Origin of the sequence: Lentzea sp. JNUCC 0626 (assembly GCF_043632865.1) — a bacterium.
In the GTDB taxonomy this organism is placed as follows: Bacteria; Actinomycetota; Actinomycetes; order Mycobacteriales; family Pseudonocardiaceae; genus Lentzea.
This window is the reverse complement of sequence record NZ_CP171635.1, coordinates 6,364,942-6,385,646: the sequence shown is the minus strand read 5'-3', so window position 1 is coordinate 6,385,646 and position 20,705 is coordinate 6,364,942. Positions and strand designations below refer to the sequence as shown.

Sequence of the window (20,705 nt, the reverse complement as noted above, 5' to 3'; positions counted from 1 at the left end):
GTTCCGCTATCTCGGAGAGTGGAACAGGGGAGTAGATACCGGTGGAGTACGTCGAGCACGTCGTCGATCTGGTCGGCAACACGCCGCTGGTCAAACTCAACTCCCTGACCACGGGCATCAAGGCCACGGTGCTGGCCAAGGTCGAGTACCTGAACCCCGGCGGCAGCGTGAAGGACCGCATCGCGCTGCGCATGGTCGAGGCGGCTGAGAAGTCCGGTGCGCTGAAGCCCGGCGGCACGATCGTCGAGCCCACCTCGGGCAACACCGGCGTCGGCCTCGCGCTCGTGGCCCAGCGCAAGGGCTACAAGTGCGTCTTCGTGTGCCCGGACAAGGTCAGCGAGGACAAGCGCAACGTCCTCAAGGCCTACGGCGCCGAGGTCGTGGTGTGCCCGACGGCCGTCGCGCCCGAGCACCCCGACTCGTACTACAACGTCTCCGACCGCCTGGTCCGCGAGATCCCCGGCGCGTGGAAGCCCGACCAGTACTCCAACCCGGAGAACCCGGCGAGCCACTACCACCAGACCGGCCCCGAGATCTGGCGGCAGACCGAAGGAAAGATCACTCACTTCGTCGCGGGCGTCGGCACCGGCGGCACCATCTCCGGCACCGGCCGCTACCTCAAGGACATCTCCAACGGCGCGGTGCAGGTCATCGGCGCCGACCCGGAGGGTTCGGTCTACTCCGGCGGCACCGGCCGCCCGTACCTGGTCGAGGGCGTCGGCGAGGACTTCTGGCCCGAGGCGTACGACAAGACCGTCGCCGACCAGATCATCGAGGTCTCCGACGCCGACTCGTTCGACGTCACCCGCCGCCTCGCCCGCGAGGAGGGCCTGCTCGTCGGCGGTTCCTGCGGCATGGCGGCCGCCGCGGCGCTGCGCATCGCCAAGGACCTGCCGGAAGACGCCGTCGTGGTCGTGATCCTCCCGGACGGCGGCCGCGGTTACCTGTCCAAGGTCTTCAACGACCGCTGGATGGCGTCCTACGGCTTCCTGCCGCCCGACTCGACCGGCGCGACCGTCGGCGACGTGCTGCGCCGCAAGGGCGGCATGCTGCCCGACCTCGTGCACGCCCACCCGAACGAGACCGTCGGTGACGCCGTCGCGATCCTGCGCGAGTTCGGCGTCTCCCAGATGCCGATCGTCAACGCCGAGCCGCCCATCATGGCCGCCGAGGTCGCGGGCGCCGTCAACGAGCGGGACCTGCTCGACGCGCTGTTCGCCGGCAAGGCCCAGCTGTCCGACCGTTTGGACAAGCACATGTCGCCGCCGCTGCCCACGCTCGGTGCGGGCGAGCCCGTCGGCATCGCGATGAGCGCGCTCTCGCACGCCGACGCGGCCCTCGTCCTGGAGGACGGGAAGCCTGCGGGTGTCGTAACTCGGCAGGACATTCTGGGGTTCTTGGCTGGTCGCTGAGCGTAGAACCCCGTGCGTCCGATAGCGTGACGCCCCAGATCAACACCTGTCTCACTCGTACACGGCCCAGCCAAGGGGGTTGGAAACCGGATGAACGCTCCGCAGCCGCCAGGAAATCCGTTCGGCGGTCAGCCGCAGGAGCCCAACGCGGACGCAACGCAGATCGTCCCGGGAGGTGGCCAGCCGGCAGCGGCGAACCCCAACCCGGACGCGACGCAGGTCGTCTCGCCAGGGCAGGCTCCCGCTGCACCGCAGCAGAACGCGGACGCCACCCAGGTCGTCAGCCCCGGGCAGGTGCCCCCGTCCTCGGGTGGCTTCCCTGCGCAGGGACCCGGCTCCGGCGGTTTCCCCGCCCAGCAGCCGCCGCCCGCGTACGGCGCTCCGCAGCAGCCGGCCTACGGCCAGCAGCCGCCGCAGCAGCCGTACGGCGCACCGCAGTCCAACCCGTACGGCCAGCCCGCGGCCGGTGCCTACGGCGCCCCGCAGCAGCGCTACGGCGCTCCGCAGTCGAACCCGTACGGCCAGCAGGCCGCGGGCGGCTACGGCGGCGCGCCCGCCGGCTACGGCCAGCCGGGCTACGGCATGGCTCCGATGCCTCCCACCGGCTACGCCGAGTGGGGCCCGCGCGCCATCGCCGGTCTGATCGACTACGTCGCGCCCGGCGTCGTCGCGGCCATCATCATCAGCGTCTTCGCCGGCATCGGCGCGACCTCCACGAGCGACGCCTCCACGGGCGGCATCCTCGTGCTGATCGCGTACGTCGTCGGTTACGGCGGCCTGCTCGGCTTCTTCATCTGGAACACCGTCCTCAAGGGCGGCTCGACCGGACAGTCGATGGGCAAGAAGGTCGCCAAGATCAAGCTGATCAAGGAGGACACGCAGCAGCCGCCCGGCGGCGGCACCGCGTTCCTGCGCCTCCTGCTGAACTACGCGTTCGGTCTGCTCTGCGGCATCGGCTCGCTGATCAACTACCTGTCGCCGCTGTGGAACAAGCCGAAGAACGAGACCTACTCGGACAAGATCTGCGGCACGGTCGTCATCAACTGGCCGGACACCGCAGGCGGCGGCTACCCCGGTCAGGGCGGCTACGGCCAGCCTCAGACCGGCGGCTACCCGCAGCAGCCTTCGACGGGTGGCTACCCGCAGCAGCCCCAGCAGGGTGGCTACGGCCAGCCTCCGCAGCAGGGCTACGGCGGTCAGCAGCAGGGCTGGTAAAGCCTCGTTTTGTCGGAGCCCCCGGTCACCTCTTGGTGGCCGGGGGCTCTTTTTGCGGGTGATGTTCACCCCGTGGACTGCGTCGGTCGGGGGCCGGACGGGTGAGTACCCTTCGGACATGAGCACTCCGTACGGCTTCGCCACCAGGGCGATCCACGCCGGTCAGGACCCGGACCCGACCACGGGCGCGGTGAACGTCCCCATCTACGCGACGTCGACGTACGCCCAGGACGGCGTGGGCGGCCTCCGTGAGGGCTTCGAGTACTCGCGCACCGGCAACCCGACCCGCCGCGCCCTCGAGACGTGCCTCGCGTCCCTCGAACGCGGCACGCACGCCCGCGCGTTCTCCTCCGGCATGGGCGCGACCGACGCCGCCCTGCGCACGTTCCTCAAGCCCGGCGACCACATCGTCATCCCGAACGACGCCTACGGCGGCACGTTCCGCCTGATCGACAAGGTCTTCTCGCAGTGGGGCATCACCCACTCGCCGGCCCCGGTCTCCGACATCGACGCGATCCGCGCGGCCGTGCGCCCCGAGACGAAGCTGATCTGGATCGAGACGCCGACCAACCCGCTGCTGAACATCGGCGACATCGCGGCGATCGCTTCTGTCGCACACGAGGCCGGCGCTCGGTTGGTGGTCGACAACACCTTCGCCTCGCCCGCCCTGCAGACTCCGCTGGAGCTGGGCGCGGACGTCGTGCTGCACTCGACGACCAAGTACATCGGTGGCCACTCCGACGTGGTCGGCGGTGCTCTGATCACTTCCGATGCCGAGATCGACGCGGCTTTTGGCTTTTTGCAGAACGGTGCCGGTGCGGTGCCCGGGCCGTTCGACGCCTACCTGACTCTGCGCGGCATCAAGACGCTTGAGCTGCGGATGGAGAAGCACTCCGACAACGCCGAGCTCGTGGCCGAGGCTCTGCTGCGGCACCCGCGGGTCAAGAAGGTCATCTACCCCGGTCTTGAGTCGCACCCCGGGCACGCCGTCGCGGCGAAGCAGATGCGGCGGTTCGGCGGGATGGTGTCGTTCCTGGTCGAGGGTGGCGAGGCTGCTGCCCTTGAGGTGTGCGCTCGGACGAAGCTGTTCACGTTGGCCGAGTCGCTGGGTGGCGTCGAGTCGCTGATCGAGCACCCCGGGAAGATGACACACGCGTCCACGTCCGGGTCGCTGCTGGAGGTGCCGGCGGATCTGGTGCGCGTTTCGGTGGGCATCGAGTCCGGGGACGACCTGGTGGCGGACCTGCTGGCCGCGCTGGGCTGAGTTCCTGCGGGTCGGCTTTGCCTGGCGGGTTCCTGTTCCAGCGGGGTTGGTCGCGTACCTGGGGTTCTGTCACCTTGCGAGGGTGGTCCGTCAGGTCAAGCCCCAATCGCCATGAACGGCGGAACCGGTTCCCAGAGCTGATCAGCTCGTTCGGGCTCGCTTCGCTTCGCCACGCCAGGATTCGTAGGTGGTTGGCGTGCGTTGGTGGCCGCCAGTTGCGTGCGCGCGCCGGGCCAAGACGGTGGTCGCCTTGCGTTGGCGACTGCGGTTGACACCGCCAGACAATGCGAAAGGCCCCCTCACCAGCGGTGAGGGGGCCTTCGTCGTTCGCTAAGGCTTCTTCGAGCCGAACCTGTCCACGTTCTCGGCCTCGGCCGTCGGCGCCGCCGGCAGGTCGGCGCCGTTGACACAGCCGCCGACGAACTGGATCGCGTCGCCGGTGCGGACGAAGCGGCCGGCCTCGTCACAGCCCGCGTGCGCCACCGTCAGGAACGCCGCGCCGGTCAGTGCCACTGCCGTGGTCACGGCTCCGACCAGCGGAATCACCGCGGCCACGCGTCGTGCGAATGCCATGCCACCTCCAGACGATGTGAGCCCCCCGTAAGGCAGCCTACCGGGGGAACACAACTAGAGGTTGCCGCGTCGCTCCTGTTCGCGCTCGATCGCCTCGAAAAGTGCCTTGAAGTTGCCCTTGCCGAAGCCCAGCGAGCCGTGCCGCTCGATCATCTCGTAGAAGACCGTGGGACGGTCGCCGATCGGCTTGGTGAAGATCTGCAGCAGGTAGCCGTCCTCGTCGCGGTCGACCAGGATGCGGTGCTCCTTGAGGACCTCGATCGGCACGCGGACCTCGCCGATGCGCGCACGGAGCGCGGGGTCGTCGTAGTAGGAGTCCGGGGTCTCCAGGAACTCGACGCCCGCGTCGCGCATGGCCGTGACGGTCGCGATGATGTCGTTGGTGGCCAGCGCGATGTGCTGGACGCCCGCGCCCTCGTAGAACTCGAGATACTCGTCGATCTGCGACTTCTTCTTCGCGATCGCCGGCTCGTTCAGCGGGAACTTGACGCGGTGGTTGCCGTTGGAGACGACCTTCGACATGAGTGCCGAGTAGTCCGTGGCGATGTCGTCGCCGATGAACTCCGCCATGTTCACGAAGCCCATGACGCGGTTGTACCAGTCGACCCAGTAGTCCATCTTGCCGAGCTCGACGTTGCCGACGCAGTGGTCGACGGCCTGGAACAGGCGCTTCGGGGCGCCTTCCGGACGCTTCACGGTCGAGGTGCGGGCGACGTAACCGGGCAGGTAGACGCCGTTGTACCGAGTGCGGTCCACGAGCGTGTGGCGGGTCTCGCCGTACGTCGCGATGGCCGCGAGACGCACCGTGCCGTGTTCATCGGACACGTCGTGCGGCTCTTCCAGCACGGTCGCGCCCTGCTTGCGGGCGTGCTCGACGCACTGGTCGACGTTGCCCACCTCCAGGGCGAGGTCGACGACGCCGTCGCCGTGGCGGCGGTGGTGGTCGAGGAGGTCGGAACCGGGCGTGACGCCGCCGTGGATCACGAAGCGGGCCGAGCCCGACTTCAGCACGAACGACTTGTGGCTGCGCTGGCCGGTCTCGGGGCCCGCGTAGGCCACGAGCTCCATGCCGAACGCCACCTGGTAAAGCCACGCGGTCTGCGTGGCGTTGCCCGCGACGAACACCACGGCGTCCATGGCGCGCACGGGGAAGGGGTCCTTGGTCGCGTCGTAGTCGACCAACCCCACGAGCTGCCGGAGCTGGTCGTAGCTCACGTCGTCAAGCTGCTGCGTCATGTCATTCAGCATGAATAGACCCGACATGATGAGCAACAGTCAGCGATTTCTCAGGGCAATTTGTATAGTGATCTATGGCCACTGATCAGCAGAGTGAGCACTCTGACCAGCTCGTCGACGAACTGGACGCGAAGCTGCTCCTGCTCTTGACGGACGAACCCCGCCTGGGCGTGCTCGAATGCTCGCGCCGGCTGGGGGTCGCGCGCGGAACCGTGCAGGCCAGACTGGATCGATTGACCGAACGCGGCGCGCTCACCGGGTTCCCGCCGGCACTCGACCTCGGCGCGATGGGGTACGGGCTGACGGCGTTCGCCACCGTCGAGATCGCGCAGGGCCGCCGCTCGGAGGTGTGCGAGGGGCTGGCCGCGATTCCCGAGGTGTGCGAGGTGCACGCGACGACGGGCCAGGGCGATCTGTTCGTGCGGATGGTCGCGCGGTCGAACTCCGACCTGCAGCGCGTCGTCGATCACATCGTCGACGTGCCGCACGTCCGCCGGTTGTCGACGTCGATCGCGCTGTCGACGCCGGTGCCCCCACGTGTGCGGCCGCTCCTGGAACGCGTGAAGGGCCGGCCACAGAAGTGACCGGCCCTTCGCACGTCGAGTGGCGTGTTACGCCGAGTACGGCACCGCGGAGATCAGCGTGACCTTCTGCTGCTTGCCGTTGGGCAGCTCGTAGGACACGGTCTCGCCGTCCTTCGCGCCGTTCAGAGCCTTGCCGAGCGGCGACAGCGGGGAGTAGACCTCCATCTCGCCGTGCGCGCCCTCTTCGCGGGTCGCCAGCAGGAAGGTCTCCGACTCGTCGTCACCCTCGTAGCGAATGGTGAGCACCGTGCCCGGTGCCGCGACACCCTTGGTGGTGGGAGCCTCGCCGACCTTCGCGGCCTGGAGCAGCTCGTGCAGCTGGCGGATGCGCGCCTCCTGCTTGCCCTGCTCCTCGCGTGCCGCGTGGTAGCCACCGTTCTCGCGGAGGTCGCCCTCTTCGCGACGAGCGTTGATCTCGGCAGCCATGACCGGGCGGTACGCGATCAGTTCGTCCAGCTCAGCCTTGAGCCGGTCGTAGGCCTCCTGGGTCAGCCAGGTCACCTGGGTGTCGCTCACGGTCACCAACTCCTCGTCTTGCTCTGGTGCATGCGTGTGCACCAGATAGTTCCCGGGCCTGGGGCTCGGAACGGAAAAACACGGCCCGCGCCGGGGCCGTGCTTGAGCTGCAATAGTAACACGCAGACAACGTTCAACGACGGCGATTTGTTCCCGAATCTCGCCGTTAAACCGCAGATCACCCGCTTGGCCGCTAGCTCGTGGACAAGTAGGCGGGAACCTGGTAGGAGCACCCGAACACTTCGCCGGTGACCGGCGGCTTCGAGGTGCGGAGAACTGTTGTCTCTACGACGACGTCATTTCCCGGGGGCACCAGAACTTCACGCCGACCTGCTTCGTCCCCGTCCTTGGATCGGGCCCGAATGATGCAGACGGCAGCGCGCTCCGGTTGATCGCGGGAAACCTCGAAACTGACCTTCACCTGGTCGTCGCCGAGGAGGATGAACGCGGTCTGCTTCGCCTCGATCGGTTTTGTGCCGAGATTTCGGTAACCGACGAAGGCGATGACGGCACCTACTGCCACCGCTACAGCGAGTAATGCCCAGCGAGCCCACTTCGAGAGCGGCTTGCGGCTCTGCCTGCTGTAGCGCCCCTCGGGGAGCACGCGCTGTGCCACTTGTCCGCGCCCTCCTCGGTCTCTGGGGAACAATGGTGCCCGACGTTCAGTTGATGAGTGTCGCAGGACCGTTGACACAGGAGGACCACGGGGGTCATGGCCGACAAGCTGCGCCTTATGGCAGTGCACGCACATCCCGACGACGAGTCGAGCAAGGGCGCGGCCTCGATGGCTCGCTACATCGCCGAAGGACACGACGTGATGGTCGTGACCTGTACCGACGGTGGTGCGGGCAGCATTCTGAACCCGGCGATGGACAAGCCGGACGTGCTGGAGAACATCGTCGAGGTCCGCCGCGAGGAGATGGCCAACGCGGCCAAGATCCTCGGTATCCAGCACCGCTGGCTGGGCTTCAAGGACTCCGGTCTGCCCGAGGGCGACCCGCTCCCGCCGTTGCCCGAGGGCTGCTTCGCCCTCGTGCCGCTGGAGGAGTCGGTGCCGTCCCTGGTGGAGGCCATCCGCGACTTCCGCCCGCACGTCGTCGTCACCTACGACGAGAACGGCGGTTACCCGCACCCGGACCACATCCGCACGCACGAGATCTCGATGGCCGCCCTCGACGCGGCCGCCGACGCCTCGTTCAAGCCGGAACTCGGTGAGGCGTGGGAGACCCAGAAGGTCTACTACGGCCACGGCTTCTCGCGTGCCAAGATCGTCGCCTTCCACGAGGCGATGGAGGCCCGCGGCCTGGAGTCGCCGTACGGCGAGTGGCTCGCGAACTGGAACACCGACCGCCCGGACGTCATGGATCGCGTGACGACCCAGGTCGAGTGCGCCGAGTACTTCGACGTGCGCGACGAGGCGTTGAAGGCGCACGCCACCCAGATCGACCCGACCAGCCGCTGGTTCGGGATCCCGATGGAACTGCAGCGCGAGATCTGGCCGACCGAGGAGTACGAGCTCGTCCGCTCCCAGGTCGACTCGACGCTGCCGGAAACCGACCTGTTCGCCGGAGTTAAGGTCTAGGGGTGCTCTCCCCAGACTTCTCCCTCGGCAGCACGGTGGCGCTCGTCGCCGTGCAGCCGTCGAACACGAACGACACGGACAAGGGCGGCCAGGGCGAGGACTTCGGCAAGTCCTCCCCGGTCGGCCTCGTCCTGCTGATCGTCTTCTTCATCGCGGTGTTCTTCCTCGTCAAGTCGATGAACAAGCACATCAAGGGCCTGCCGGCGTCGTTCGACGAGCCGGCCGAGCCCTCGAAGACGGCGGACACCGCGCCGGAGAAGAAGGACTAGGTCAGCCTGAGGTTCACCACGAAGTCGTGGACCTCCTCGAACGCGGGCGGCTCCAGCGGCAGGTCGCTGGTCTCCCGCGCCAGTCGCAGCTGCTCGTGCCAGTGCGCGACGTCGGCCTCCAGCCGTTCGGGACTCGGCCTGTTCTGCACGCCCGCCAGCGCGCGGTGCTCGCCGAGGATCTTGGCCTCGACGAGTCCGGGCAGGTAGTCGGGGCCGTCGAGTTTCTCGACGAGCGTCGGCAGGTGCGCGTTGACCTCGCCGGTGCGCATGAGGTGCACGCCCGTCAGCAACGCACGGAGCGTGTACAGCAACGGCTTGATCTCGCCCGTCTTCTCGAACAGCCGCCATTGCGTGACGGCGAACCCGCGGTAGTGGTGCCCGTGGCGTGACGTCAGACACCCCTTCGCCAACGCGGTCAGCTCCTTGTGCGCGTTGGTCGTGTGCACCACCAACGGCGAAAGCAGCTGTTCGAGCACATAGCCGTTCGGGCGCGTCAGCAGACGGCAGAACTTCTGCACGTCGTGCGTGACGAGGTCGATCTCCACCCCGTCCCGCACCCACATCCGTTCCTTGGTCTCCGGTCCGTGCCGCAGTCCGAGGACCTCGGCGAGCGGCAGCACGTGCACGCCCCGCAGGTCCACGTCCGAGTCGCGGGACGGGAAGCCGTACAGGTGGGCGCCGGAGACCGTCGCGAACAGCAGGTCGTGCGACTGCTCTGCGACCACCGCGCTCAGGTCGGGAACCTCGTAGCTCACAACATCCTCCTGCGCACCGACACCACCCAGTCCTCCACCCGCGCCCTGTCCGGTTCCTCTGGCAGCGGGCCTTTCGCTTCCGCGATCTCGTCACCCAACCTGTGCGCCCATGCGACGGCGTCGTTCCACGGCATCTCCTCGTGACGGATCTTGAGGAGCTCACGATCTGCCGTGATGTCGTATCGGCCCGTGCGCAGCAGGTTGAGACCCACGAGCCGGAGCCGTACGACGTGCATGAGCTGCTTCGGCTTGAGGTTGCGTCCCGCGCGCGACAGCTGCATCTCCGTCGCGCGCGTGAACGCCCTGACGGCGTGCCGAGAGAGAAACGCGGGCAACAGTTCTTTGAGTTCCTCGCCCATCGGCGTGCTGATCTCGGTGAGCGGGCTCACCAGCGTCTCGAGCACCGTCGGGTTCGACTTCAGGCCCAGCTTGCAGAAGTGCTCGACCTCCCAGCTGAGCAACTCCGGTTCGGGGCCCTCGACGCTCGTCGGCGGTTTCTCGAAGCGCCAGAACGCTTCGGTGGGCGCGACGTACACCCCGCGTCTGTCCACGTCGGACTGTTCGCCGGCGAGTCCGTAGGCGTGCGAGCCGATGACGACCTGGAGGATCATGACACCACCCGGTCGGCGTTCGACGGGAACGGCCCGTCGCTGCGGTACCAGGCCTGGTGCGCGTACACGGAGACGAGTTCCTTCTCCGGATAACGCACCGCGGTCAGTTTGCCGCCGAACACCACACCCGTTTCGAGGCACATGGTGTTGTTGACCCATTCCGCCTCGTCTGACAGCACGTGTCCGTACAGCACCATGGCCGCGCCGCCGTAGTTGTCGGCCCACGGCAGGCGCACAGGCAGTCCGTACTGGTCCTTCTCGCCGGTCGTGTCGCCGTACAACGCGAAGCTGCGCGCCTTGCCGGTCTCGCGGCCGTGCAGTCGTTCGGGCAGACCGGCGTGCGCGACGACCAGGTTGCCGCCGTCGAGGACGTAGTGCGGAACGAGGCTGTCGCAGAACTTCTCGACTTTTCGGCGGAACTCAGGCGTTTCCTGCGCGAGTTGGTCGAGGGACTTCTCCAGGCCGTGGCGCACCGTTACGTTGTGGCCCCGCAACGCGCGCACGAGCTTCTCCTCGTGGTTTCCGCGCACGCTGAAGGCGTGGCCGTTGGCGACCATGCCCATGACCAGCCGCAGCACGCCGGGAGTGTCCGGGCCGCGGTCCACGAGATCGCCGACGAACACGGCCTTGCGAGTGCCCGGTGGGATCGCGTCGATGGCGCGGTTCTTGTCGTCGCGCTGGATCTCGTAGCCGAGCTTCGCGAGCAGTTCCTCTAGTTCCGCACGGCATCCGTGCACGTCACCGAACACGTCGAACGGTCCGGTCTCGTGCCTGAGGTCGTACGGTGCTCTGCCGCTCGTCGAGTCGTCCACGAGGTCGAGTTTGATCGAGAGTCGTTGTTTTCGCAGGCGATTTAGGGTGGAAGGCATGGCGAACCGACTTGCGGACGCGACCAGCCCGTACCTGCTCCAGCACGCGGACAACCCGGTCGACTGGTGGCCGTGGTCCGAGGAGGCGTTCGAGGAGGCCCGACGGCGCAACGTGCCGGTGCTGCTGTCCGTTGGTTACGCCGCCTGCCACTGGTGCCACGTGATGGCGCACGAATCGTTCGAAGACGCATCGGTCGCTTCGTACCTGAACGAGAACTTCGTGTCGGTGAAGGTGGATCGGGAGGAACGCCCGGACGTCGACGCCGTGTACATGGAGGTCACACAGGCCATGACCGGTCACGGCGGATGGCCGATGACGGTGTTCCTCACGCCGGACGCGCGGCCGTTCCACGCGGGCACCTACTACCCGCCATCGCCGCGGCCAGGCATGCCGTCGTTCCGGCAACTGATCGAGGCCGTGTCGGCGACCTGGGCGTCACGTCCGGACGAGATCCTGGAGTCCGCTTCCGCTGTGGTGGCCGAGATCTCGCGTCAGGCGGTGCCGTTGCCGCCGTCCGCTGTGGACGCCGACGTGCTGGCTGGTGCGGTGGTGTCGTTGCTCGGGGAGTTCGACCGGCGCCACGGCGGATTCGGTGGGGCGCCGAAGTTCCCGCCGTCGATGGCGCTGGAGTTCCTGCTGCGGCACCACGAACGCACCGGGTCGGTCGAGGCGGTCTCGATGGCGACGGCCACTGCCGACGCGATGGCCAACGGCGGGCTCTACGACCAGCTCGGGGGTGGGTTCGCGCGGTACAGCGTCGACGCGTCGTGGACGGTGCCGCACTTCGAGAAGATGTTGTACGACAACGCTTTGTTGCTCCGGTTCTACGTGCACCTCTCTCGTGTGACCGGGGTTGAGCGTTATGCGCGCGTCGTGCGTGACACGGTTGCGTTCTTGCTGCGTGAGTTGCGCACGGCCGCCGGTGGGTTCGCGGCTTCGCTGGACGCAGACACTTCTGGCGTTGAGGGCCTTACTTACGTGTGGTCCTACGACGAGTTGGGGTCTGCCGCACCCGCTTTCGGTGTGACCGCTGAGCCGAACTTCGAGGACGGCAAGTCGACGTTGCGGTTCGTGTCGGAGCCGGGGGAGGAGGTGCGGGCGTCGTTGATGGCCGTGCGTGCCGCACGGCCGCAGCCCGGCCGTGACGACAAGGTGGTTGCCTCCTGGAACGGCATGGTGATCGCGGCGTTGGCCGAGGCCGGAGCGTTCTTCGACGAGCCGTCGTGGATCGCGGCGGCCTCGGACGCGGCGTCGTTGCTGGCGTCCGTGCACCTGGTGGAGGGCCGATTGCTGCGGACCTCGCGTGACGGCGTCGCCGGGCCATCGTTCGGCGTTCTGGAGGACTACGGCTGCGTTGCTGATGGCCTGCTGGCGTTGCATCAAGTCACGGGTTCGATCCGTTGGCTGGACCTCGCGTGCGGCCTGTTGGACACCGCACTCTCTCGTTTCGCCGTTCCTGACTCTCCCGGCGCCTACTACGACACAGCCGACGATGCCGAGGCGCTGGTCCGCCGCCCCGCCGACTCCACGGACAACGCCTCTCCCTCAGGCGCATCCTCGCTGGCTTCAGCCCTGCTGACCGCGTCTTTGCTGTCCGGCCCCGACCGCTCTTCGCGCTACTACGAGGCGGCCGCGGCCGCTGTGACCCGCGCTGGTCTGCTGGCCGCACGCGCGCCTCGGTTCGCCGGGCACTGGCTGACGGTTGCCGAGGCGTTGGTGGCCGGACCGCTCCAAGTGGCCGTGGTGGGCTCCGACGACACACGGCGCGCATCGCTGTGGGCGGCAGCCGTGGCTCATGTGCCCGGAGGCGGCGTCGTCGTGGCCGGTGAGCCGTCATCGGTCCCGTTGCTGGAAGACCGCCCGCTCGTCGACGAGGCCCCAGCCGCCTACGTGTGCCGCGGCTACGTCTGCGACAGGCCTGTCATCTCCGCAGAAGCCCTGGTCACTTCGCTGACGGCGAACACCACCCGCGGATTGCAGGCGTAACGTCAGTAATGACGTAATCATGTAATCAGAGGTGGTCGCAATGGGACGTGGATGGCGAGGCAGAGGCGGGTGGCAGCAGGCCGACCTGCCCTCGGCCGACGACGCGGCGGCGTGGTTCGCGGGCAGGCTCCCCGACGGCTGGTTCACCGGCGCGGCCGAGGTGATCGTCGACCGCGAGGAGATCACGGTCATCGGCACCCTGCCCGACCTGGAAGGCGACTTCGACGACGCCTCCAGGTCCGCAGCGGAGTCGGGCCGCATCTCGCGCTGGCGTGAGGAAACCCGCGACGAACGCATCGAGATCGCGCGTCAGGCCGAGCACCGCTACGGCCGCAAGGTCGCCTGGGGAGCCGTCCAGGGCGGCACGCGCGAACTCTTCACCCACCTGGCCGTTCCGGTGATGACGCGCCTGCGTCAGCCCGAACGCCAGGTGCTGGACACGTTGGTGGCTGCCGGCGTGGCCCGCTCACGAGCAGACGCTCTCGCATGGGCCGTGCGCCTGGTTGGCGAACACGCAGACACATGGCTGGACGAACTCCGCGACGCCATGTCCCGCGTGGACGACCTGCGCTCCCAGGGGCCGGATCTCACCTGACCTGCTGCGTTGCCGGAAGAGGCGCGGGGTCGCTCGCACGACGAACTGTCGGCAGCGGCCCCGCTTCTGCTCCGTTCCGCCGCAATCCGATGACGCACCCGAGTGCGACCGTGGTGACGCCAATGACGGACACGAGAGAGAGCGACTGCGCACCCAGCAGCACGGAAGTCGCAAGGCCAGACACCGGCATCAGTCCGATGAGCACCCCAGCGCGGTCGGACCCCAACCGGTTCACTGCGAAGTACCAGAGCCCGAACGCCAGCGCGGTCACCACGATCGCCAGCAACCCGAGTGCGAAGGCCTGCCGCGCGTCCGGCATCCGCCAGCCGCCGACGAACGTCCCCAGCACCGCGCCGATCACCGTCGCGAGGATGCACGTCCACGTGGCCACGCCCAGAACGCCAAGGCGCCGTACGACTCCCACGGCGAAAAGCGTGAAGCAGACTTCACCGGCCATGGTGACCAACGCGAGTGCGAGACCTGGCCCGTGCCACGACCCGCCGCCGGACAACAGCACGATGCCCGCCGCCACCACTACGGCACCTACCACGGCGGCCACGGTGCGTTGACGAGAAAGCAGTGCCAACGCGATCGGCGCACCGCCCATGACGGCCGCGACGAAGCCGGGTTCCGCGTACTGCTGAGCGGCGATGAGCACCGCGTTGAAGCCGAGCATGCCCGTGACGACCACACCGAGCAGCGGCGGCACGTCCCGCCACGACGGCATCGGCAGACGGCGTGCCACCAGCAGCAACACCGCCGCGCCGAGGGCGTAGCGCATGGCCTGACCGGTCAGGACCGGATAGCCCTCCAACATGCCCGTGACCGGCACCGACGCGCCGACGATCGTTGCCGCTGTCGCTCCCGCGGCCACCCCGAGTTTCATGCCTGAAAGCCTTGCGCCGAACTGGTCCAGGCATAAGCTCCACTTCAATGGCTACGAACTGGACCACTTTCCGCGAGCTGCTGCTGCCGGGGCATCAGCGGCGCCGCGGTGTGGAGGTCGAGCTACGCAAGGCGATCCGGGACGGGCGCCTCCCGCCGGGCACCCGGCTGCCGTCGAGCCGGGACCTGGCCGCCCAACTCGACGTCGCACGCGGCACCGTCACGTCCGCGTACACGCAGCTCGTCGCGGAGGGCTACCTCACGACGCGACGCGGCTCCGGCACCACGGTTGCGAGCCTCGGCCCGGCCGGCGCGTGCGGCGTTCCGGAACCACCCCAGCGGTGGCGCTACAACCTGCGACCCGGCCTGCCCGCGCTCGGCGCCTTCCCCCGAGCCGAGTGGGTGGCGGCGCACCGCGCGGCGCTCGCCGAGCTCCCCGACGACGACCTCGCCTACCCCGACCCGGCCGGATTCGTGGGGCTGCGCAAGGAGATCGTCGACTACCTGGCGCGCGTCAGAGCGGTCGTCGCGAAGGACGCGGTGATCACCAACGGCGCCGCGGACGGTCTCCAGCTCACCGCTCGCATCCTCAACGGCAGCATCGCGATCGAGGAACCCAGCCACTTCGGCGGCGAGCACATGCTGCGGTCGCACGGACTCAACACCGTGCCGGTTCCGGTGGACGACAAGGGCATCCGCGTCGACCTGCTGTCCAAAACGGACTGTCGAGCCGTCCTGGTCACCGCGGCACACCAGTTTCCGCTGGGCGTGGTCCTCCACCCGGAGCGGCGGCGAGCGCTCGTCGACTGGGCGCGCGAGCGGGACGGGTTGATCATCGAGGACGACTACGACGCCGAGCACCGCTACGACCGTCCGGCCCTGGGAGCGTTGCAGGCGCTAGCACCCGACCACGTGGTCTACCAGGGGACGACGAGCAAGGTGCTGGCGCCCGCATTGCGCCTCGGATGGCTCGTAGTGCCCGAACGGCTGCGTGAGGGCATCGTGCAACGCAAGCAGTACAACGACATGGGCACCGGCACGATCCCGCAAGCAGCGTTCGCGCACTTGTTGCGCACGGGCGGCTATGACCGGCATCTGCGCCGTACGCGCGCGCTCTACCGGAAGAGGCGGGATGCGTTGCTGGAGGCCGTTGCATCGCATTTGCCCGCGTGGCAGCCCATCGGCGTTGCGGCCGGTTTGCACGTCGTGCTGCGCATGCCCGACGGAACGGACGACCTCGCGCTGAAGAGCAGACTTGAGGACCGTGGCGTGCACGTCTGGGCGTTGGCGCAGTACACGCGCACGCCCATGTGGCCCGGGCTGGTCCTCGGCTACGCGGCGCTCACGCCTGACCGCCTGCGCGAGGCGGTCAGGGAGATCGCGGCCGTCGCGGTGGCCTAGAGGATGTGTTCGCGCTTGGCACTCGTGTCAGCGCTCGTGTCGGTGCCGAGGATGTGCTCGCGGTCGCCCGTGGCGGGACCGCCGAACGAGGTGGCCGCGACGGCGGCGAACAGCAGGGCGGCAGCGATGAAAGCACGCATGGCGTGGTAAACCCCCAGGTAGAACGGTTGACGCGGCCAGCCTAGTCCGCGCCTCCAGAAATTGTCAGTGCTCGGGTGCACCATGAGACCTGTGCTTCTCTCCGAAGTGGTCGACACGTCAGCCGCCGTAGCGGCGACCCGGTCGCGCTTGGCCAAGGTCAAGGCGCTGTCCGCGTTGCTGCGCGCGGCGACGGCGGACGTAGTGGTCGCGGTGGTGTCTTTCCTCATAGGCACGCCGCGGCAGGGTCGCATCGGTGCGGGCTGGCGCACCGTCGTCGACCTGTCCGTCGCGCCCGTGGACAGCGCCGAACTGACGATCGCCGAGGTCGACGCGGCGCTCGCCGAGGTGGCCGCGACGTCCGGCAAGGGCTCGGCGCAACGCCGGGTCGACCTGCTGACCGCGCTCTTCGCCCGCTCGACCGAGCAGGAGCAGGACTTCTTACGTCGCCTGCTCACCGGCGAGCTCCGCCAGGGCGCGCTGGAGGGCGTGATGCTGGACGCGATCGCCTCCGCGGCGGACGTGCCCGGTGACACCGTGCGGCGGGCGTTCATGCTGTCCGGCCGGTTACCGGAGACCGCCGTGGCCGCGCTGGAAGGCGGCGCACCGGCCCTGGAGGCGTTCCGGCTGGAGGTCGGACGCCCCCTGCGCCCGATGCTGGCCTCGCCCGCCGAGTCGCTGGACGAGGCGCTGACCGAGCTCGGCAGCTGCGTCGTGGAACACAAGCTCGACGGCGCGCGCATCCAGGTGCACCGCTCCGGCGACGAGGTCCACGTCTACACGCGCACGTTGCGCGAGATCACCAAGACCGTGCCCGAGCTGGTCGAACTGGTGCGCGGCCTGCCGTGCACGTCAGTGGTGCTCGACGGCGAGACGCTGGCCCTGACCGACGAGGGGAGACCCCGCCCGTTCCAGGAGACGATGAGCCGTTTCGGCGCGCAGGACGAACGCGAGCTGCTGCTGCACCCGTACTTCTTCGACTGCCTGCACCTGGACGGCAAGGACCTGCTCGACGACCCGCTCCGCGACCGCCTGGCCGCCCTGCGGCAGGTAGCGGGTGAGCACGTCATCCCCGGCGTTCTGGACCCGTCCCCCGAAGAGGCCGCGGCCGTGGTGAAGGCCGCCCTGTCCGCGGGTCACGAGGGCGTGATGGTGAAGTCGCTGGCCTCGCCCTACGCGGCAGGCCGCCGAGGCAGCGCGTGGCAGAAGGTGAAGCCCGTCCACACCCTCGACCTGGTGGTGCTGGGCGTCGAGTGGGGCAGCGGCCGCCGCCGAGGCTGGCTGTCGAACCTGCACCTGGGCGCCCGAGACCCGGACGGCGGCCCACCGGTGATGGTCGGCAAGACCTTCAAGGGCCTGACCGACGAACTCCTGAAGTGGCAGACCAAGGCCCTGCAGGAGATCGCCACCGACCAGAACGACTGGGTGGTCATGGTCCGCCCGGACCTGGTGATCGAGATCGAACTGGACGGCGTCCAAGTCTCCCCGCGCTACCCGGGAGGCGTGGCCCTGCGCTTCGCGAGAGTCGTGCGCTACCGCCCGGACAAGGACCCGTCAGAAGCAACGACGATCGAGGAGGTGCGGGCACTGCTGCCCACCGCACAACCACATCCAAAGGCCTGACACCCGGCTCGATATTCGAATGCGCCCAATCGCCGCCGGCCATAGCGTCAAGCCAATGACCTCCGCTGCCGCGCTGCTCAGCGCCTTCGACACCCAGGCCCGCCCAGCAGAGTGGACAACCCCGGACCCAGGCGCCGAAGTGCACCAGGACGGCCCGGTCTACCGCGTGACCTGGCCCCGCCGCCGAGGCTTCATCGCCGGCCCACCAACCCTGGGCGTAGAAGGCACCACCCTCGACACCCTGATCGCCCGCCAACGCGACTACTTCACCACCCGCAACCAGGGCGTCGAGTGGAAGACCTGGAGCCACGACACCCCAGCGGACCTCCCGGACCGCCTACTGGCAGCAGGCTTCGAGTCAGAAGGCCAGGAAACGGTCCTGGTAGGCCTCGCCAACGAATTGACCACCCAGCCACCCCTCGACGGCGTGGTCATCCGCGAGGCAAAGGACGAGTCCGACATCCACAAACTGGCCGCCACCGCGACCAAGGTTTTCGGCAGGCCGCACGACTGGCTGGTAGACCACCTCCTCGAAAAGCAGCACGACCCGAACGTGGTACCCGTGATCGCCGAGGCCAACGGCGAGGTCGTCTCGTCCTCGCGCATCGAGTTCGTCCCCGGCACCGAGTTCGCGGGCCTGTGGGGAGGTGGCACCCTGAAGGCCTGGCGAGGCAAAGGCATCTACCGAGCCCTGATCGCCCACCGAGCCCGCCTGGCAGTGGCCCGAGGCACCAAATACCTCCAGGTAGACGCCTCCGAGGACAGCCGCCCCATCCTCGAACGCCTGGGCTTCACCACCATCACCACCACAACGGGCTACGCGTGGACCCCAAAGCCCTGACCCTTCGGCCCGCTGTCGCGCCGAGTCGCGCTCGAGACGTGCCAAGCCGCGCCGCGACGCACCAGCAGAGCAGCCTTCGCCCCCAGGTTCCACCTGTTGAGGCCGAGCAAGGTGCGCGGCCGGCGCTGCCGGCCAGCCTGCTGGTTGCAGCAAGATCGCGAGTTATCCACAGGTTGGTGTCCTTCTGAACTGCGGAAACCTGAGCGTGGGATAACCTGTGGATAGCCGGGAACCCAAATCGACTTTCACTCGTTCCGCAAGGTAAGGAAGCGCGGGGGCCGGGGCGGTCGGGACCCGGACTGCTGTATTGGGTGCTGCTGTATTGGGTGCACGCTTGGCAGGCCTGGCCTCCATCCCGATTCCGCACGTGAGGCGTCCGAACAGGACCGGCCCGCCCCTAGAACCCGGCTCACTCGAACTCGACAGGCAGACAAGAGCGTGGCCAGCCGAGACAAGAGCGTGGCCAGGCGAGGCCAGCCGAGCGGAGTCGCAGGCGGGCATGACCGGCAGGGTGCGGCTGGCTGAACCCGAGTGCTCTGGCTCAGCGTGAACTGGTGGTAGCGATCGCCGTGCGAGTAGTCCATGTAGTTGTGGTTCGGGTGGTCGCGTGGGGCGGGCGTGAGAAGGGGCGCGGCCTGCTTGATTGGCGGGGCAGTCGGGGACGCATCCAACCGGGCGCGGCAGGCGAGCGATGCTGCCGCAGCGCGGTCCGCTGCCGACACGGCACGCTCCGCTGTTGCCGCAGCGCGCCCCGCTGCCGACACAGCGCGGCACGGGCTGCGGGGGTGTGCTGACGAGCGGCGTTCCACACGCGAGGCAAGGCTGGCGCACGACGCCGCCAGCGGGTAGGGCTGGGCCGGCGGGTGAGGAGCGTGCCCAGGTGAGACGCTGCGGGTATCGTGGAAGCACGTGCGGTTCATCGAAGGGCATCGACCCTCTTACGACCTGACGTATGACGACGTGTTCCTCGTTCCCGGCCGGAGTGCCGTGGAGTCGCGGTTCGGCGTCGACCTCTCCACCTCGGATGGCACCGGGGCCACGATCCCCATCGTCGTCGCGAACATGACGGCTGTGGCCGGGCGGCGGATGGCTGAGACCATTGCGCGGCGGGGTGGGCTGGTGGTGATTCCGCAGGACGTGCCCACCGAGGCCGTTGCGGAGATCATTGCCTGGGTCAAGGAGCGGCATCCTGTTTGGGACACGCCGTTGACGCTCGGCACCGGTGATGCGGTGGCGGATGCGTGGAATCTGTTGCACAAGCGGGCTCATGGGGCCGTGGTCGTGGTGGACGGCGGCGGGCGGCCGCTCGGGGTGGTGGACGAGGCCGCGTTGACCGGGGTGGATCGGTTTGCGCGGCTTGGGGACGTCATGAACACCGACGTGTTGAAGTTGTCGCTCGAGTCGCGGCCGCAGGATGTGTTCGACGAGTTGCATCACAGTGCGCACAAGGTGGCGTTGGGTGTGGACGAGTCGATGCGGCTTCGTGGGGTGTTGACCGAGTTGACGGCGCTCAGGGCCGAGGTTTATCAGCCTGCGGCTGATGGTGGCGGCAAGCTCAAGATTGCGGCTGCTGTTGGGGTCAACGGGGATGTGCGGGCCAAGGCTGAGGCGTTGGTCAAGGCCGGGGTGGATGTTCTTGTGGTGGACACGGCTCATGGGCACCAGGAGAAGATGATCGCGGCGCTGAAGGCGTTGAAGGAGGCCGATCCTGGCGTGCCGGTGGCCGCGGGGAACGTGGTTACGGCCGCCGGTGTGCGGGATTTGGTCGAGGCTGGGGCCGACATCGTCAAGGTCGGGGTTGGGCCGGGCGCGATGTGCACCACTCGGATGATGACCGGGGTGGGGCGGCCCCAGTTCAGCGCTGTGGCCGAGTGTGCTGCTGAGGCGCGGAAACTCGGGAAGCACGTGTGGGCCGACGGGGGTGTGCGGCACCCGCGGGACGTGGCGTTGGCGTTGGCTGCCGGGGCGAGCAGTGTGATGGTCGGCAGTTGGTTCGCGGGTACTTACGAGTCGCCCGGGGATCTGCAGCGGGACGAGCGCGGCAACCTCTACAAAGAATCCTTTGGAATGGCTTCGAAGCGGGCCGTGAGCGCGCGGACGCGGGGGGACAACGCGTTTGAGCGGGCCAAGAAGGGGCTGTTCGAGGAAGGGATCTCCAGCTCGAAAATGCGGTTGGACCCGGTGCGTCCGAGCGTGGAGGATCTGCTCGATGCGATAACGTCCGGCGTTCGCTCGGCCTGCACGTATGCCGGTGCGACCTCGCTGGAGGAATTCCACGACAAGGCTGTGCTCGGCGTTCAGTCCGCCGCTGGTTTTGCGGAGGGAAGGCCGTTGCCAGGGGGATGGTGA

At 68.3% G+C, this 20,705-nt stretch carries 20 protein-coding genes and 1 pseudogene; 12 read left to right on the top strand and 9 right to left on the bottom strand.

The annotated features are described in order from the left end of the window. The first annotated feature begins 41 nt into the window (after nt 1–41). The 3 genes from JNUCC0626_RS28915 to JNUCC0626_RS28905 all read left to right on the top strand — a co-directional run bounded on the left by JNUCC0626_RS28915 (nt 42) and on the right by JNUCC0626_RS28905 (nt 3,891). Nucleotides 42–1,412 (top strand): cystathionine beta-synthase, encoded by a 1,371-nt coding sequence (locus tag JNUCC0626_RS28915; RefSeq protein ID WP_394613895.1) that lies wholly within the window; start codon nt 42–44, stop codon nt 1,410–1,412. A gap of 90 nt (nt 1,413–1,502) precedes the next feature. Next, complete coding sequence (locus JNUCC0626_RS28910; RefSeq protein ID WP_394613894.1) at nt 1,503–2,627, top strand: RDD family protein; 1,125 nt, start codon at nt 1,503–1,505, stop codon at nt 2,625–2,627. Between the two features lie 118 nt (nt 2,628–2,745). Then, complete coding sequence (locus tag JNUCC0626_RS28905; protein ID WP_394613893.1) at nt 2,746–3,891, top strand: cystathionine gamma-synthase; 1,146 nt, start codon at nt 2,746–2,748, stop codon at nt 3,889–3,891. 330 nt (nt 3,892–4,221) lie between these two features. Here the strand turns inward: JNUCC0626_RS28905 and JNUCC0626_RS28900 are convergent, their stop codons facing one another. Both JNUCC0626_RS28900 and hppD read right to left on the bottom strand, forming a co-directional pair. Continuing rightward, nucleotides 4,222–4,464 carry a hypothetical protein gene (locus tag JNUCC0626_RS28900; RefSeq protein ID WP_285643564.1) on the bottom strand — a complete coding sequence of 81 codons (243 nt, stop codon included), beginning with the start codon at nt 4,462–4,464 and terminating at the stop codon, nt 4,222–4,224. Between the two features lie 54 nt (nt 4,465–4,518). Beyond that, a complete protein-coding gene (gene hppD / locus JNUCC0626_RS28895; RefSeq protein ID WP_394613892.1) occupies nt 4,519–5,700 on the bottom strand; it encodes a 4-hydroxyphenylpyruvate dioxygenase in 1,182 nt (393 codons plus the stop codon). Between the two features lie 74 nt (nt 5,701–5,774). Here hppD and JNUCC0626_RS28890 point away from each other — a divergent pair, with 74 nt between their 5' ends. Further along, entirely contained in the window at nt 5,775–6,284 is a 510-nt protein-coding gene (locus JNUCC0626_RS28890) for an Lrp/AsnC family transcriptional regulator (RefSeq protein ID WP_394613891.1), read from the top strand. Nucleotides 6,285–6,311: 27 nt separating this feature from the next. Here the strand turns inward: JNUCC0626_RS28890 and greA are convergent, their stop codons facing one another. Continuing rightward, nucleotides 6,312–6,806 carry a transcription elongation factor GreA gene (greA, locus tag JNUCC0626_RS28885; RefSeq protein WP_285643559.1) on the bottom strand — a complete coding sequence of 165 codons (495 nt, stop codon included), beginning with the start codon at nt 6,804–6,806 and terminating at the stop codon, nt 6,312–6,314. 187 nt (nt 6,807–6,993) lie between these two features. After that, nucleotides 6,994–7,416, bottom strand: coding sequence for a DUF4307 domain-containing protein (locus JNUCC0626_RS28880; RefSeq protein ID WP_285643557.1), 423 nt, complete (start codon nt 7,414–7,416; stop codon nt 6,994–6,996). Between the two features lie 117 nt (nt 7,417–7,533). On the opposite strand from JNUCC0626_RS28880, the gene mca reads away from it, so the two are divergent. Both mca and JNUCC0626_RS28870 read left to right on the top strand, forming a co-directional pair. Further along, on the top strand, nt 7,534–8,382 hold the full coding sequence (gene mca / locus JNUCC0626_RS28875; RefSeq protein ID WP_394613890.1) for a mycothiol conjugate amidase Mca: 849 nt from the start codon (nt 7,534–7,536) through the stop codon (nt 8,380–8,382). 2 nt (nt 8,383–8,384) lie between these two features. Further along, nucleotides 8,385–8,651, top strand: coding sequence for a hypothetical protein (locus tag JNUCC0626_RS28870; protein WP_394613889.1), 267 nt, complete (start codon nt 8,385–8,387; stop codon nt 8,649–8,651). Here JNUCC0626_RS28870 and JNUCC0626_RS28865 read toward each other — a convergent pair. From JNUCC0626_RS28865 to JNUCC0626_RS28855, 3 genes and pseudogenes are all read right to left on the bottom strand, one after another. After that, nucleotides 8,648–9,406, bottom strand: coding sequence for a nucleotidyltransferase domain-containing protein (locus tag JNUCC0626_RS28865; RefSeq protein ID WP_394613888.1), 759 nt, complete (start codon nt 9,404–9,406; stop codon nt 8,648–8,650). The genes JNUCC0626_RS28870 and JNUCC0626_RS28865 overlap by 4 nt on opposite strands. Continuing rightward, complete coding sequence (locus tag JNUCC0626_RS28860) at nt 9,403–10,017, bottom strand: nucleotidyltransferase domain-containing protein (protein ID WP_394613887.1); 615 nt, start codon at nt 10,015–10,017, stop codon at nt 9,403–9,405. The genes JNUCC0626_RS28865 and JNUCC0626_RS28860 overlap by 4 nt, the downstream gene beginning before the upstream one ends. A gap of 29 nt (nt 10,018–10,046) precedes the next feature. Next, a pseudogene (locus JNUCC0626_RS28855) lies at nt 10,047–10,796 on the bottom strand (metallophosphoesterase); the annotation flags it as partial. Between the two features lie 88 nt (nt 10,797–10,884). On the opposite strand from JNUCC0626_RS28855, the gene JNUCC0626_RS28850 reads away from it, so the two are divergent. Then, complete coding sequence (locus tag JNUCC0626_RS28850; protein ID WP_394613886.1) at nt 10,885–12,873, top strand: thioredoxin domain-containing protein; 1,989 nt, start codon at nt 10,885–10,887, stop codon at nt 12,871–12,873. A 40-nt stretch (nt 12,874–12,913) separates the two neighbouring features. Beyond that, entirely contained in the window at nt 12,914–13,468 is a 555-nt protein-coding gene (locus tag JNUCC0626_RS28845) for a hypothetical protein (protein ID WP_394613885.1), read from the top strand. On the opposite strand, the gene JNUCC0626_RS28840 is transcribed toward JNUCC0626_RS28845, so the two are convergent. Continuing rightward, a complete protein-coding gene (locus JNUCC0626_RS28840; RefSeq protein WP_394613884.1) occupies nt 13,461–14,354 on the bottom strand; it encodes a DMT family transporter in 894 nt (297 codons plus the stop codon). The genes JNUCC0626_RS28845 and JNUCC0626_RS28840 overlap by 8 nt on opposite strands. 47 nt (nt 14,355–14,401) lie before the next feature. On the opposite strand from JNUCC0626_RS28840, the gene JNUCC0626_RS28835 reads away from it, so the two are divergent. Then, nucleotides 14,402–15,754 carry a PLP-dependent aminotransferase family protein gene (locus JNUCC0626_RS28835; RefSeq protein WP_394613883.1) on the top strand — a complete coding sequence of 451 codons (1,353 nt, stop codon included), beginning with the start codon at nt 14,402–14,404 and terminating at the stop codon, nt 15,752–15,754. Here JNUCC0626_RS28835 and JNUCC0626_RS28830 read toward each other — a convergent pair. After that, a complete protein-coding gene (locus JNUCC0626_RS28830) occupies nt 15,751–15,894 on the bottom strand; it encodes a hypothetical protein (RefSeq protein WP_394613882.1) in 144 nt (47 codons plus the stop codon). The genes JNUCC0626_RS28835 and JNUCC0626_RS28830 overlap by 4 nt on opposite strands. A 91-nt stretch (nt 15,895–15,985) precedes the next feature. Here JNUCC0626_RS28830 and JNUCC0626_RS28825 point away from each other — a divergent pair, with 91 nt between their 5' ends. The 3 genes from JNUCC0626_RS28825 to JNUCC0626_RS28815 all read left to right on the top strand — a co-directional run bounded on the left by JNUCC0626_RS28825 (nt 15,986) and on the right by JNUCC0626_RS28815 (nt 20,705). Then, nucleotides 15,986–17,515 (top strand): ATP-dependent DNA ligase, encoded by a 1,530-nt coding sequence (locus JNUCC0626_RS28825; protein WP_394613881.1) that lies wholly within the window; start codon nt 15,986–15,988, stop codon nt 17,513–17,515. Between the two features lie 55 nt (nt 17,516–17,570). Next, the gene (locus JNUCC0626_RS28820; protein WP_394613880.1) at nt 17,571–18,356 is read left to right on the top strand and encodes a GNAT family N-acetyltransferase; all 786 of its coding nucleotides are present in this window, start codon (nt 17,571–17,573) and stop codon (nt 18,354–18,356) included. Nucleotides 18,357–19,265: 909 nt separating this feature from the next. Next, nucleotides 19,266–20,705, top strand: coding sequence for a GuaB1 family IMP dehydrogenase-related protein (locus JNUCC0626_RS28815; protein WP_394613879.1), 1,440 nt, complete (start codon nt 19,266–19,268; stop codon nt 20,703–20,705).

Coding starts and splice junctions, on each gene's coding strand:
- JNUCC0626_RS28840 (WP_394613884.1), bottom strand. CDS start 14,354: ATGAAACTCGGGGTGGCCGCGGGAGCGACAGCGGCAACGATCGTCGGC.
- JNUCC0626_RS28860 (WP_394613887.1), bottom strand. CDS start 10,017: ATGATCCTCCAGGTCGTCATCGGCTCGCACGCCTACGGACTCGCCGGC.
- JNUCC0626_RS28850 (WP_394613886.1), top strand. CDS start 10,885: ATGGCGAACCGACTTGCGGACGCGACCAGCCCGTACCTGCTCCAGCAC.
- JNUCC0626_RS28890 (WP_394613891.1), top strand. CDS start 5,775: ATGGCCACTGATCAGCAGAGTGAGCACTCTGACCAGCTCGTCGACGAA.
- JNUCC0626_RS28900 (WP_285643564.1), bottom strand. CDS start 4,464: ATGGCATTCGCACGACGCGTGGCCGCGGTGATTCCGCTGGTCGGAGCC.
- hppD (WP_394613892.1), bottom strand. CDS start 5,700: ATGACGCAGCAGCTTGACGACGTGAGCTACGACCAGCTCCGGCAGCTC.
- JNUCC0626_RS28820 (WP_394613880.1), top strand. CDS start 17,571: ATGACCTCCGCTGCCGCGCTGCTCAGCGCCTTCGACACCCAGGCCCGC.
- JNUCC0626_RS28845 (WP_394613885.1), top strand. CDS start 12,914: ATGGGACGTGGATGGCGAGGCAGAGGCGGGTGGCAGCAGGCCGACCTG.
- JNUCC0626_RS28905 (WP_394613893.1), top strand. CDS start 2,746: ATGAGCACTCCGTACGGCTTCGCCACCAGGGCGATCCACGCCGGTCAG.
- mca (WP_394613890.1), top strand. CDS start 7,534: ATGGCAGTGCACGCACATCCCGACGACGAGTCGAGCAAGGGCGCGGCC.
- JNUCC0626_RS28830 (WP_394613882.1), bottom strand. CDS start 15,894: ATGCGTGCTTTCATCGCTGCCGCCCTGCTGTTCGCCGCCGTCGCGGCC.
- JNUCC0626_RS28835 (WP_394613883.1), top strand. CDS start 14,402: ATGGCTACGAACTGGACCACTTTCCGCGAGCTGCTGCTGCCGGGGCAT.
- JNUCC0626_RS28910 (WP_394613894.1), top strand. CDS start 1,503: ATGAACGCTCCGCAGCCGCCAGGAAATCCGTTCGGCGGTCAGCCGCAG.